This is a genomic window from Streptomyces bottropensis ATCC 25435 (assembly GCF_000383595.1).
Taxonomy (GTDB): Bacteria; Actinomycetota; Actinomycetes; order Streptomycetales; family Streptomycetaceae; genus Streptomyces; species Streptomyces bottropensis.
In genome coordinates this window covers 4,463,735-4,477,193 of sequence record NZ_KB911581.1, presented here as the reverse complement: position 1 = coordinate 4,477,193, position 13,459 = coordinate 4,463,735, and the positions used below count along the sequence as shown (strand labels likewise).

Annotated in this window: 9 protein-coding genes and 1 pseudogene; 3 read left to right on the top strand and 7 right to left on the bottom strand. The window is 72.5% G+C overall.

All coding sequences use genetic code 11. The features are described 5' to 3' along the window. Positions 1-110: 110 nt before the first annotated feature. On the bottom strand, positions 111-869 hold the full coding sequence (locus tag STRBO_RS0119690; protein ID WP_020114649.1) for a class I SAM-dependent methyltransferase: 759 nt from the start codon (positions 867-869) through the stop codon (positions 111-113). 63 nt (positions 870-932) lie between these two features. Between STRBO_RS0119690 and STRBO_RS0119685 the strand changes: the two genes are divergently transcribed. After that, the gene (locus tag STRBO_RS0119685) at positions 933-2,516 is read left to right on the top strand and encodes an alpha-amylase family glycosyl hydrolase (protein WP_005474629.1); all 1,584 of its coding nucleotides are present in this window, start codon (positions 933-935) and stop codon (positions 2,514-2,516) included. A gap of 61 nt (positions 2,517-2,577) precedes the next feature. On the opposite strand, the gene STRBO_RS0119680 is transcribed toward STRBO_RS0119685, so the two are convergent. Continuing rightward, positions 2,578-4,548 (bottom strand): PT domain-containing protein, encoded by a 1,971-nt coding sequence (locus STRBO_RS0119680; RefSeq protein ID WP_020114648.1) that lies wholly within the window; start codon positions 4,546-4,548, stop codon positions 2,578-2,580. Between the two features lie 364 nt (positions 4,549-4,912). Between STRBO_RS0119680 and rho the strand changes: the two genes are divergently transcribed. Further along, positions 4,913-6,055, top strand: a complete 1,143-nt coding sequence (gene rho, locus STRBO_RS0119675) for a transcription termination factor Rho (RefSeq protein ID WP_005474633.1) — start codon at positions 4,913-4,915, stop codon at positions 6,053-6,055. Positions 6,056-6,135: 80 nt separating this feature from the next. Then, positions 6,136-7,323, top strand: a complete 1,188-nt coding sequence (locus tag STRBO_RS41755) for a D-alanyl-D-alanine carboxypeptidase family protein (RefSeq protein WP_020114647.1) — start codon at positions 6,136-6,138, stop codon at positions 7,321-7,323. A 275-nt stretch (positions 7,324-7,598) separates the two neighbouring features. Here the strand turns inward: STRBO_RS41755 and STRBO_RS44685 are convergent. The 5 genes and pseudogenes from STRBO_RS44685 to STRBO_RS0119645 all read right to left on the bottom strand — a co-directional run. Further along, positions 7,599-8,201 (bottom strand): annotated as a pseudogene (locus STRBO_RS44685) (glycosyltransferase family 87 protein); the annotation flags it as partial. A gap of 251 nt (positions 8,202-8,452) precedes the next feature. Next, positions 8,453-9,850, bottom strand: coding sequence for a polyprenol phosphomannose-dependent alpha 1,6 mannosyltransferase MptB (mptB, locus tag STRBO_RS0119660; protein WP_005474642.1), 1,398 nt, complete (start codon positions 9,848-9,850; stop codon positions 8,453-8,455). Between the two features lie 127 nt (positions 9,851-9,977). Continuing rightward, the gene (locus tag STRBO_RS0119655; RefSeq protein WP_005474643.1) at positions 9,978-10,898 is read right to left on the bottom strand and encodes a glutaminase; all 921 of its coding nucleotides are present in this window, start codon (positions 10,896-10,898) and stop codon (positions 9,978-9,980) included. Beyond that, positions 10,898-12,310, bottom strand: coding sequence for an aspartate ammonia-lyase (gene aspA, locus STRBO_RS0119650; RefSeq protein ID WP_005474644.1), 1,413 nt, complete (start codon positions 12,308-12,310; stop codon positions 10,898-10,900). Before aspA ends, STRBO_RS0119655 begins: the two co-directional genes overlap by 1 nt. Before the next feature lie 94 nt (positions 12,311-12,404). Further along, complete coding sequence (locus STRBO_RS0119645; protein ID WP_005474645.1) at positions 12,405-13,451, bottom strand: asparaginase; 1,047 nt, start codon at positions 13,449-13,451, stop codon at positions 12,405-12,407. Between the last annotated feature and the right edge of the window lie 8 nt (positions 13,452-13,459).

Genomic DNA, 13,459 nt, shown 5'->3' with positions numbered 1-13,459 from the left:
CGTACACCTCGGCGATCAAGTCGTCGGCGGGAGAAGCCCGTCGACCCGTGCCACCGGGCCACCCCCTCGGGCCGGTCGGCTGCTGCGCCGGCGGTCGCCCCTGCGGACAGTCACCCCTTACGGGTGGCCACCACCATCCGGCAGCGCGGGCTGCCGTCGGCCCGGCGCCCGAACTCGGGCAGCGCGAACAACTCCACCTCGAAGCCGGTGCGTTGCAGCTCGTCCCGTACGACGCCGAGCCGGAACGGCCGGTAGTACATGACGAACGGCGGTCGCCAGAGCGCGTTGCGCACCCGCATCGCGGTGTCGAAGCCCAGTGCGGCCCAGTACCAGGGGGAGCGGGGTGGAGCGGGCGCCGGCAGCGGGAACGCGAAACGTCCACCGGGGCGCAGCACCGAGTGCACCTCGGCGAACAGCCCCGGCAGTTCCTCCGGCAGGAAGTGCCCGAACGCGCCGAAACTGACGGCCAGGTCGAAGACCGGGCCGAAGGGCAGCGCCAGGGCATCACCGCGCACCCAGGAGACACGGGGCCCACCGGAAGCGGGGCCGGCCGCGGGGCGGGCGGATGCGGAGCCCGTCCGCGCCCGCCCCACCGCCAGCATTCCCGCACTGATGTCGACGCCGGTGACACTCTCCCGGCACAGCTCGCGCAGCACCTCCATACCGGCCCCGGTGCCGCAGCAGAGGTCCAGGCCGTGTGCGAAGGGGCCCAGCGGCGACAGGGCCTGCTCGACCGCTTCCAGGACCGAGTCCGGTGTACGGAACGGAGTCTCGTCGAACTTGGGTGCGAGCAGGTCGTAACCGTGTTCGACCGAGGAGAGCGCCTGAACGGCGAGTTCGCGGAGGCTGGGGCCTTGCGGGGTGAACATCACGTCAGCTTAGGCCCTGGCTCGGGGCAGCGGCGGGTGTGTGCTCTCGCCTAAGGTCCTGACATGACTTCGTTCCGTCCCGCCCCGACCTGGCTGGCCGACGCCGTCTTCTACCAGATCTATCCGCAGTCCTTCGCCGATTCCAATGGGGACGGCATCGGGGACTTCGCGGGGATCACCGCGCACCTCGACCATCTGTCCTGGCTGGGTGTCGACACCCTCTGGCTGAACCCCTGCTTCGTCTCGCCGTTCCACGACGCCGGATACGACGTCGCCGACTATCTGAACGTCGCCCCGCGCTACGGCTCGAACGACGACCTGGCGCAGCTCGTCGGCGAGGCGGGCCGCCGGGGCATCCGGATCCTGCTGGACCTCGTCGCCGGACACACCTCCGTCGACCACCCGTGGTTCCGGGCCTCCGCTGACGATCCGGACGACCACCGCTACATCTGGACGTCCGAGGGGCGTCCCGAAGGCTTCGTGCCCTCCCCCGGCAGTCGCCCGGGTGCCTACCTCCCGAACTTCTTCGACTCCCAGCCCGCCCTCAACTTCGGTTACGCGCGCCCGAACCCGGCCGAGCCGTGGCGGCTGCCGGTCGACGCCGACGGCCCGCGCGCCAACCGCGACGCCCTCCGCACGATCATGGACCACTGGCTGAGCCTCGGCCTGGCCGGCTTCCGGGTCGACATGGCCGCCTCACTCGTCAAGGACGACCCGGACAGGGCCGAGACCTGTCGCCTCTGGACGGAGCTGCGCCACTGGCTGGACGCCGCCCACCCGGACGCCGTGCTGCTCGCGGAGTGGGGCGAGCCGGAGGTGTCGGTCCCGGCCGGCTTCCACGCCGATTTCTTCCTCCACTTCGGCGGCCCCACCGACGGCCTCGCCCTGCGCTCGCTGTGGAACAACGGCGAAGGCACGGTCCACGAGAACTGGGACCCGCTGGACTGCTTCTTCGACGCGAGCGGTCACGGCTCGCCGCGCCCCTTCGTCGAGGCCTGGCAGCAGGCGTCCGCGGCGGTCGGCGGCGCGGGCTCGATCTCCCTGCCGACCGCCAACCACGACTTCTCCCGCCTCAACTGCGGCCCCCGCAAAGCCGAACAGCTCCCCGCCGCCTTCACCTTCCAGCTCACCTGGCCGACGCTCCCGGCGATCTACTACGGCGACGAGATCGGCATGCGCTACGTCCCGGGCCTGCCGGACAAGGAGGGCAGCGTCCTCGGCCCCCGCTACAACCGGGCGGGCTCCCGGACCCCCATGCAGTGGGACGGCACCCCGAACGCGGGGTTCTCCACCGCCCCAGCCGACCGCCTCTACCTCCCCCTCGACCCCTCCCCCGACCGCCCTGACGTCGCCGCCCAGCGCGCCGACGACACCTCGCTCCTCCATCTCGTACGCCGTCTGATCGCCCTGCGCGGGCGCACCCCCGAGCTGGGCTCCGGCGGGTCGGTGGAGGTGCTGCACCCGGGGTACCCGTTCGTGTACGTCCGGGGCGGCCGATACCTGGTGGTCGTCAACCCGCAGCGGTACATGGCGAGTTGCCCGTACGAGCCCGCCGTCCACACCGCCCTGGAGGCGCGGGGCGTGAAGGTCGCGGACGGCACGATCACCGCCCAGGGCTTCGGCTACGGCGTCTTCGACCTTCGCTGACAGCCGCCGGAGCGGCCGCCCGGTCCCCCGTGCCGGGCAGCCGCTCTCGTGGCGCGGACCTCTACGGCGCGGGTGTCCCGGCCGGCTTCGGCTCCTCGCCGTACGCGGTGAGGAAGCGGTCGCGGAAGGAGTCCATGCGCCAGACCGGGGCATCGTCGCCGGGCCGCAGTCCGTCGGACCAGCCCCAGTCGTCGATCCTGTCGAGGACCTTCGGATCGTGGGCGACGATGGTCACCGGGACGTCATGACTCGCGCCGTCGCCGCTGACCCTCGCCATGGGCTGGTGGTCACCGAGGAAGACCAGCACGGAGTTCTTGTCGCCGTACTTCTCGATGTACTGCAGGAGGCTGTGCAGCGAGTACTGCACGGACTTGCCGTACTCCTCCTTCACCTTCACGGGGTCGGCGAACACGTCGGCCGGGTCCTTGCCGGCCTTCTCGATGTCCTTGTAGACGGAGCCGTCGCCGACCTCGTCCCAGCCGACCATCTTCGGCAGCGGTGCCCACGGCTGGTGGCTGGAGGTCAGGATGATCTCCGACATCAGCGGCTTGTCGTCCTTCCTGGCGGCCTCCAGGCGCTCGAACGCGGTGAGCGCGTACTGGTCGGGCATGGTCGACCAGCTGAACTTCGGCCCCTGGTAGCCGACATCACGGGAGTCGTAGACCTTGTCGAAGCCGTAGAAGTCGCCTTCCGGCCAGTTGTACCGGACGCCGGGCACCACCCCGACCGTCCGCCAGGCGCCTGTCCTGCCGAAGGCGCCGGGCAGGGTGAGGCGGTCGCCGGCGGTGACCGTGCGGTAGCGGCTCTGGTTGTCGATCCACAGGCCGGTGAGGAACGTGGAGTGGCCGAGCCAACTGCTGCCGCCGTACGTCGCGGAGGTCAGCCAGCCGCTTCTCGCCGCGAACCCGGCCTTGGCCAGCGCCTCGCCCTCCTCGTCGAGGGCACTGTTGACGCCGGGTGCGATGGCCGGGTCCTGGAGGGCGGCGCGGCCGTAGCTCTCGATGAAGGCGATGGTGACGTCCTTGCCGCGCAGCCCGGTCAGCAGCCGGTCGGCGGGCACGTCGGCGAACTTGTCCTTCTTGACCTCCTTGGCGAACGCGGCCTCGTCCCGCAGGGTCTCCTGGACCCGGCCCCAGCGGTCCTGCACGAACCCGATGGTGCTTCGGGAGGCGACCGCGGTGTTCTCGATGGGTGTCAGGCCGAGCGCGGCGCAGGTGATCCACACGGTGCCGGCGACGATGGTGCCTTTCGTCGCCCGGTCCCGGTCGCGCACCAGCAGGTTCGCGAGCCGCACCACCGCCAGTGCCATGGCGACGAACAGCAACAGCACGAGGGCCGTCAGACCGAGCACGGCGGCCCGCGCGCCCGTGGGGCCGAGGGTGTCCTGTACGTACGACTCGGCGTCGTCGAGCAGACCCCAGTCGAGGACCACGTTGAAGCCGCGTCCGAGGAATTGGTTGAAGCCGATGTCCAGCGCCTTCACGATGACCAGCGCGGCCAGACCCACCCCGATGACGATCGCCCCCACCCGCCTCGGCCGGCGCGGCAGCACCATCAGCAGGGCGGCGGCGAGGATGGGCTCCACCGGTATGCGCAGGAACTGGCGCGCCTGGAAGTACTCGGCCCTGCCCGGCATGAGCAGCGCGAAGAACACCAGGGCGGCGGCCAGCGCGGTGACCGCCGCGGACAGGCCGCGTGCGGCGAGCGGGTACTTCTCCCGGAGCGCCGCGCGGTGCCTGCGCCACCGGCGCACCGGTCCGCCGGTCACCGGAGCGTCGGCTGCGGGAGCGTCCGAGGGCGTCGGACCGACCGTGGGGTCGGCCGTGGGGTCGGCCGTGGGGTCGGCCGTGGGGTCGGCCGTGGGGTCGGCCGTGGGGTCGGCCGTGGGGTCGGCCGTGGGGTCGGCCGTGGGGTCGGCCGTGGGGTCGGCCGTGGGGTCGGCCGTCGACGGCCCGCTCGTCCCGTCCGTCCCGTCCGTGTCGTCGGTGCCGTCCGTGTCGGGTGAGGGGCTGGAGCGCGTGAAGAGGGACACGCGACGTTCCTTCCGTGCGAAGACCGCTGGCGGTGCCCCCATGTGTACGAGGGCTCCGCGAGATCAGTTCACCAACCACGGGTAAGCCATCGGTAAGGAACTCCCCCACACCGCCACCGATGGTGGTACTCTGTCTTCGGCACGCGTGCATCGCCCTCTCTGGGCGCCGGTGCCGCTCTCTCTCAGATCCTGAGATCACTTCCGCTGAACCGCCCGTCGATTCCGACCGGCCGTCAGCCTTCCCGCACCGCCCTGACACACGGTCCGCCTCTTGCGCGCGGCCGTGAACGGCTCAGCCGTACCCCGGGGGTGTGCCCTCCCTCTCTCTCACGCGTCTCCCATGTCCTCGAAAGGACCCCCACTCATGACCAGCACCACACTCGAACGCACTTCCACCGACCCGCGGCCTCCCGCCCGGGTCACCGGCGTCCTGGAGATCGCTCAGGGCGGGCAGGGCCACCTGCGCGTCGACAGCGGCATGCCGAACCCGGCCGACCCGCAGGTCCCCGCCGCGCTGATCCGCCGTCACGGGCTGCGCAAGGGCGACACCGTCGAGGGCGTACGCGACGGCCGGCGCGGCCTCATCGACGTCGAACGGATCAACGGCCGTACACCCGAGGAGCTGCGCCGCCGCCCGCACTTCCACGACCTCACCCCGCTGCATCCGCGCGAGCGGCTGCGGCTCGAACATCCGGCGAGCGGACTGACGGGCCGTCTGATCGACCTCGTGGCCCCCGTCGGCAAGGGGCAGCGGGGGCTGATCGTAGCCCCGCCCAAGACCGGCAAGACGGTGCTGCTCCAGCAGGTGGCCGCCGCGATCGCCGCCAATCATCCGGAGGCCCGGTTGATGGTGGTGCTCCTCGACGAACGGCCCGAGGAGGTGACCGACATGCGGCGCTCCGTGCGGGGCGAGGTGTTCGCGTCGACGTTCGACCGGTCCCCCAAGCAGCACATCGCGCTCGCCGAACTGGTCGTGGAGCGCGCCAAGCGGCTCGTCGAGCAGGGTGAGGACGTCGTGATCCTGCTGGACTCGCTGACCCGGCTGTGCCGGGCGCACAACAACGCGGCCGCCGCCGGTGGCCGCACGCTCAGCGGTGGGGTCGACGCCGCCGCTCTGCACGGCCCCAAGCGGCTGTTCGGCGCCGCTCGGCTGACCGAGGAGGCCGGTTCCCTCACGATCCTGGCCACCGCCCTGGTGGAGACCGGGTCCCGCGCGGACGGCTTCTTCTTCGAGGAGCTCAAGGGCACCGGCAACATGGAACTGCGCCTCGACCGCGCCCTGGCCGACCGGCGTGTCTTCCCCGCCGTCGACATCACCCCCTCCGGCACCCGTCGCGAGGAACTCCTGCTGGCGCCGGGCGAGTTGACGGCCGTACGCGGGCTGCGGCGGGCCCTGGGCTCGCGCGAGGGGCAGGCGAACCTCGAAACCCTCCTGGAGCGGATGCGCGCCACCCCGGACAACGCGACCTTCCTGCGGCAGGTACAGCCCACGCTGCCGGCGGCATGACATGAGGCATCCGGGTGCTCCGTCCGTGCGCTCGGCCCTGGCATCCCGGAGTCGGACACGCCTCTTCCTACGTTTGCGGTATGACCATCGGATCCTCATCCCGTGTCCCCCGTCTTGCCCGTGTCGCCGTCTGCCTCTCGGCCGTCTGTGCGCTCGGGGCCCTGGCCTCCGTGACGAACCCGGAAGAGGCCGGACGTCCGGCGGGGACGGGCCGGCCGGACGCCAAGGCCGCGCAGGACACGCCGTCGTTGTTCCGGCGGGGGACACAGGTGCGGCCACGGGCCGGCGCGCCCCGGGCACCGCAAGACATCTCCGCGGTGTCGTGGCTGGTGGCCGACGCCGGCAGCGGCGACGTGCTCGCCGCGCACGACGCGCACCGCAGACTGCCGCCGGCGAGCACACTGAAGGCCCTGTTCGCCCTGACCGTGCTGCCGGGGCTGCCGGCGGGCCTGAGACACACCGTCAAGAGCGAGGAACTGGCGGGCATCGGCGCCGGGAGCAGCCTGGTCGGTGTCAAGGAGAACCGCACGTACACCGTCGCCGATCTGTGGCGCGGGGTCTTCCTCAGCTCCGGCAACGACGCCGTACACGTCCTGGCGTCCCTCAACGGCGGCTGGAAGGCCACCGCCCGGCAGATGCAGGACAAGGCCCGCTCCCTGGGCGCCCGGGACACCCGCGTCGTCTCGCCCGACGGGTACGACGCCCCTGGCCAGGTGTCCTCCGCCTACGACCTGGCGGTGTTCGGGCGGGCCGGGCTGCGCAACACGGAGTTCGCCGGATACTGCGCCACGGCCACCGCGACGTTCCCGGCGGGCACCTGGTCGTACGGCATCCAGAACACCAACCGGCTGCTCACGGGTGCCGGGGTCGAGCGCTATCCCGGGCTGATCGGCGTCAAGAACGGCTACACCACCAACGCGGGCAACACCCTGATCGCCGCCGCGAAGCGGGGCGGCCGCACCCTCGTGGTGACGGTGATGCGCCCCGAGTCGGGCGGCGGCCACGCCGTCTACGAGGAGGCACGCTCCCTGCTCGACTGGGGTTTCCGGGCGGCCGGGCACGTCGACGCCGTGGGGTCGCTGCTTCCGCCGCGCCCGGCGGCGGCTCCTCAGGCCGGCCCAGGGCCGCTGCCCGTCCGCGAGGAGAAGGACGCGGTCACCGACCCCGGCTGGCCGCTGGCGGGCGCGATCACCGGCGCGGCCGGACTCGGCGCGGCGTCCGTGGCACTGGCACTGCGGTTCAGGAACGGCCGGTTCCCCCGCGGCTGACCGACCGGCAGCCACAGCAGCAGTCCCAGGGTGATCCACACATAGGTGTTGCTGCCGACGAAACCGCCGAGTCCGGACGCGTCGTCGAACCACAGCCACACGACGCTGCTGCACAGCACCGCGTACAGCGCCGCCGTGAGCGGCAGCAGCCGGCGATGCCCCAGCAGGACGGCGAAGGACGGCAGCAGCCAGACCAGATGGTGCACCCAGGTGATCGGGCTGACCAGACACGCGGTCAGCCCGGTGAGGGCGAACGCGGCCGTCCAGTCCTCGGTGCGCGCCGCCGTGCGGACCCGCCACACCCACACGCACAGCACCATCAGCACGAGCACCGCCCAGAGGGCGCGGCTCGGTTCGTGCGGGGCCGCGAGCCGGGCCAGGACGCCCTGCAGCGACTGGTTGGAGACGTAGTCCAGGCGGCCGATGCGGCCGGTGTCCCACAGGGCCTCGGTCCAGTAGAAGCGCGAGGCGGCCGGGGCGATCCAGGCCGCCGCCGCGGTGGCGGCAGCGGCGACGGCGGTCGCGAGCCCGGCGGCCCGCCACCGCCGGGCGAGCAGCAGCAGAACGATGAAGATCGCGGGGGTCAGTTTGACCGCCGCCGCCAGGCCGATGCCGACACCCGCCCATCGGCCCCGGCCGGTGGTCAGCAGCCAGGCGTCCGTGAGCACCAGGGCGAGCATCACGAGGTTCACCTGGCCGAAACTGAAGGTGTCGCGCAGCGGCTCGAACAGGGCGAGCGCGCAGAGGGCCGACGAGATGCCGAACCAGCCGTGGCGGCGCGGCAGCGGCCCGGCCAGTATGTACAGGACGGCCGCGAGCGCCGCCAGATTCGACGCCAGACACAGCGCGATCGCGGTGCGCAGGCCGGTCAGTGCCATCGGGAGCATCGCGACGGCCGCGAACGGCGGATAGGTGAACCCGTAGGTCGTCCCCGGCACCACGTAGTCGTAGAGACGGCCGTCGTGATGGACCCAGTTGTCGATGGCACCGTGGTAGACGCGCAGGTCGAACCAGTCACGCAGCAGCGGCACGGTCGCGGTGAACACGGTGACCGCGGCGGCCGACGCGAGGACGAGGAGGAGGCGGGCGCGGTCGGAGCGCGGCCCGCGGCCCCGGTGTCGCGGTTCGCTCATGCCGTACGCCCCAGGACCGGTGCGCGGGAGCCCAGTTCCGCCTGCCACAGCACGACCAGCGCGAGCACCCCCCCGCACACCGCCAGCACGACCTGCTCGGCGTCCGCCGGGTAGCCGCTCGGCAGGACGACGACCGCGAGCACCCCGCTGACGGCCACGGCCCGGCGCTGCACGGACACGTCCCGGGCGGCCGCGGCGATGAGGAACAGCCCCCACAGGGCGTACCAGGGGCGGACGGCCGGGCCCAGCGCGGCCACCGCCGCCAGGCTGAGGCCGAGCGCGTACACCGGGCCGGGTCTCAGCCGGAGCCAGATGAACAGCACGACGGCGAGGGTCAGCAGGAGTCCGGCCGTGCGCCAGGCCGGGAGGGCGAGGGGGGCCAGGTCGCTGCCGAGGTCGCGCAACAGGGTGCCGGTGGCGCGGCCGAGGACGCTGGTGGGCGACCAGTTCTGCGGGGAGACCGGGGTGCGCAGAGCGGCGATCCAGCCGTATCCGGTGCCGGTCAGGGCGGTGGCGGCGGCCGTGGTGGCCGTCGCGACGGCCAGTACCGCTGCGGTCGTGCGCAGCCGGCCGGTGCGGCCGCGCATCATGACGACCGCCGGCAGGCCGAGCGCGGCGGGTGCCTTGACCAGCGCGGCGAGCGTGACGAGGACGACGCCGAGGAGGAACCAGCGGCCCCGCGCGAGCGCCAGTCCGACGCCGAGCAGGCCCAGCATCAGCGCGTCGTTGTGGGCCCCGGCCACCAGGTGCAGGAGGACGAGCGGGTTGAGCGCGCCCAGCCAGAGGGCGACGGCCGGGTCGGCTCCGCAGTGCCGGGCCAGACGGGGCAGCGCCACGGCCATCAGGGCCACCCCGAGCAGCGCGATCAGACGCATTCCGATGAGTCCGGCCGGTATCCGCCCCTCGGTGAGGCCGGACAGTGCGGAGGCCACGGCGAGGAAGACGGGGCCGTACGGAGTCGCGGTGTGCTGCCACATCGGGGCCACCTCGTCGGCGAGCGGGCCGCCGAGCCGGGCGGGTCCGTGCAGGTGGACGTCCATGTGCGCGTCGACCATGGCGCCCTGGGCGAGGTAGCTGTAGACGTCCCGGCTGAACAGCGGCGGTGCGAGCAGCAGGGGTGCCGCCCAGACGGCCAGCACCAGGAGCAGGGCGCGCGGGGTCGGCGGTTCGGGGCCGCGGATCACCTTCCCCAGCAGTGTCCAGGCGGCGGTCAGCAGGACGACGCCGAAGTAGACGCCGACCAGGCCCAGCGCGCCGCGCCCGGAGGTCGGCGCGAGCAGGTCCCGGACCGGCAGGGCGCCGGCGGTCTCGCCCCCCAGGGCGAGGAAGGCGGTTCCGGCCAGGCCGAGCGCCCGGCAGCGGCGGAGGTCGACGGGGAATGCGAGGGCCAACACGCGTTCAGGGTGCCGACACCGGGTGGCGCGCAGACGACGCGGCGCCTTCCTGACGGATACCGGCACGTGACCATGAGGGCGCCCCGGCCCGTCAGGTCAGGTCAGGTCAGGGGATGCCGGTCGGGGTTCAGAACACGGACAGTCCCGTCAGGGTCGTGAACCGGTCCAGCGCCGCCACTCCCGCCACCGAGTTGCCCCGCTCGTCCAGTCCCGGACTCCACACGCACAGCCCGCAGCGGCCCGGGACGACGGCGATGATCCCGCCGCCCACACCGCTCTTGCCGGGCAGACCGACGCGGTAGGCGAACTCCCCGGCCGCGTCATAGGTCCCGCACGTGAGCATCACGGCGTTGACCTGCTTGGCCTGGCTGCGCGTCAGGAGCCGGGTGCCGTCGGCGCGGACGCCGTGGCGGGCCAGGAAGGTGGTCGCGAGGGCGAGGTCGGCGCAGGAGGCCGTGAGGGAACACTGGCGGAAGTACTGGTCGAGGAGGGCGGGTACGGGGTTGTCGATGTTGCCGTACGACGCCATGAAGTGGGCGAGGGCCGCGTTGCGGTCGCCGTGGGCCGTTTCCGAGGCGGCGATCTCCGTGTCGAAGTCAAGGTCCCCGTCGCCGCTCTCGGACCGCAGGAAGGAGAGCAGCTCACCGGCCGCGTCGCCGGTACGGGTGTGGAGGCGGTCGGTGACGACGAGCGCGCCCGCGTTGATGAACGGGTTGCGCGGGATGCCGCTCTCGTACTCCAACTGGACCAGGGAGTTGAAGGGGTTGCCGGAGGGCTCGCGGCCCACGTGCTCCCAGAGGGCGTCACCCTCGCGGGCCAGGTCGAGGGCGAGGGTGAAGACCTTGGTGATGGACTGCGTGGAGAACGGCTCGCGCCAGTCCCCCACGCCGTACACCGTGCCGTCGAGTTCCGCGACGGCCATGCCGAAGCGGCGCGGATCGCGGGCCGCGAGAGCCGGGATGTAGTCGGCCGGCCGGCCGCGGCCCGGGGTCCGTTCGATCTCCTCGGCGATGCGTTCCAGCACCGCCTGGTAGGTGGGCGCCCCCATCAGGCGAGGGGGGTGCCGCTGCCCGCGAGCACCTCGGGCCGCAGCAGTTCCCGGAGCCGTTCGGCGGGCAGCAGGCCCTTCTCCTGGACGAGTTCGGCCACGCCCCGGCCGGTGGCGAGAGCCTCCTTGGCGATGTCGGTGGCCGCCGAGTAGCCGATGTACGGGTTGAGGGCGGTCACCAGGCCGATGGAGTTCTCCACGCTCGCGCGCAGCGCCTCGGTGTTGGCGGTGATGCCGTCCACGCACCGCTCGGCCAGCGTCAGGCAGGCGGCCCGCAGATGGGTGAGCGACTCCGACAGGGAGTGCAGGATGATCGGTTCGAAGGCGTTGAGCTGGAGCTGCCCGGCCTCGGCGGCCATCGTGATGGCGACGTCGTTGCCGATGACCTCGAAGGCGACCTGGTTGACGACCTCGGGGATCACCGGGTTGACCTTGCCGGGCATGATCGACGAACCGGCCTGCACCGGCGGCAGGTTGATCTCGTTCAGGCCCGCGCGCGGGCCGGAGGACAGCAGCCGCAGGTCGTTGCAGGTCTTGGAGAGCTTCACCGCGACCCGCTTGAGCACACCCGACATCTGCACGAACGCGCCGCAGTCCTGGGTGGCCTCGACCAGGTTCGCGGCCGTCACCAGCGGCAGCCCGGTGATGGCGGCGAGGTGGCGCCGCGCCGACTCGGCGTACCCGGCCGGGGCGTTCAGCCCCGTACCGATGGCCGTCGCACCCAGGTTGATCTCATGGACCAGCTCCACGGCCTCCGCGAGACGGCTGCGGTCCTCGTCCAGCATCACCGCGTACGACGAGAACTCCTGGCCCAGCGTCATGGGCACCGCGTCCTGGAGCTGGGTGCGTCCCATCTTCAGCACGTCACGGAACTCGACCGCCTTGCGGGCGAAGGAGTCCTGGAGCACCGCCATCGCCCGGAGCAGCTCGCGCACGGCGTAGACGGTCGCGATCTTCACGGCGGTCGGGTAGACGTCGTTGGTGGACTGGCCGAGGTTCACGTCCTCGTTGGGGTGCAGACGGCCGTACTCACCCCTGGCGTGGCCCAGCAGTTCCAGCGCCCGGTTGGCGATGACCTCGTTGGCGTTCATGTTGGTGGAGGTGCCGGCGCCGCCCTGGATCACGTCCACGACGAACTGGTCGTGCAGCTTGCCGTCACGGATCTCCCGGCAGGCCTCGACGATGGCGGCGGCCTTCTCGGGGGCGAGCAGACCCAGTTCCTCGTTGGCGCGGGCGGCGGCCTCCTTCACGGCGGCCAGGGCGTCGATCAGGTGCGGGTAGGCGGAGATCGGGGTGCCGGTGATGGGGAAGTTCTCCGTGGCGCGCAGGGTGTGCACGCCCCAGTACGCGTCGGCGGGGACGTCACGGTCGCCGAGGAGATCGTGTTCGCTGCGGGTCGCTGCGGCGTTCATGGCGGGGTGGGCCCTTCTTTGTGAGGTGCGGGTGGCAGGGGTGTGGGTGGGCGTGTGTCGCCGGGTGCGGTCCCGACGACGCCCCCCTCAACCGTCAGGGCAGTCGCGGCAACGGATCCAGCGCCCGCACCGCGCTGACCCGACCGACCGCCCGACCACCCCCGAGCAGCACCTCACCCGCGAACTCGGCGAGGGCATCGCGGGGGACACCCGCCCGTGCGAGCGCGGCGGCGGTCACCGGCACCCGCGCCCGGTTCGCGCCGTCGGCGATCTTCACGGCGACGGCCCGGCCGTCCGGGAGGGCGGCGGCCTGGACTCCCTCGAAGCCGTCCTTGGTGAGCAGTCCGGGCACGGCCCGCATCAGCTCGGCCACGTCGCGTCCGGCGCCGGACGCCATCTCGGGGTGCGCGCGCATGGCGTCGGCGACCGTGCGCTCGGGGGTGCCCTCGGCGGCGGTGGTGATCCGGGAGAGGGCGCGGGCCAGGCCGTGCAGGGAGACGGAGAAGAGAGGGGCGCCACAGCCGTCGACGGTGACCCGGGCGACGGCCTGCCCGGTGAGGTCCTCGACGATCTCCGCGATGGCCTGCTGCAACGGGTGGGCCGGGTCGAGGTAGTCCTCCAGGGACCAGCCGTTGAGGCGGCACGTGTAGAGCATGGCCGCGTGCTTGCCGGAGCAGTTCTGCGCGAGACGGGAGGGCTGCCTCCCCTCGCGTATCCACGTGTCCCGCACGGCCGGGTCGTACGGCATGTCGGTGACGTTGCGCAGGTCGTCCTCGGTCGCCCCGGCCAGCTCCAGGATCTGCCGGGCTCCGGCGAGGTGGCGTTCCTCGCCGGAGTGGCTGGCCGCGGCAAGGGACAGCAGCGCGCCGTCCAGCGGCAGTCCGGCACGCAGCATCGCCACGGCCTGGACCGGCTTGAGCGCCGACCGGGGGTAGAACGCCGCCTCGATGTCGCCGAGTTGGAGTTCCACCTCCCCGTCGGTGCCCAGCACCACGACGGAGCCGTAGTGGATGCCCTCGATGACACCTCCGCGTACGAGGTGGGCCACGGGGGCGTGGAGCGGTTCCCGGATCGCGGGGGCCGCGGCCACCGGAGCCGCAGGGATCGCCGCGGCGCCGGTGGTCGTGGGGTCGTACGTCACTGCCTGAA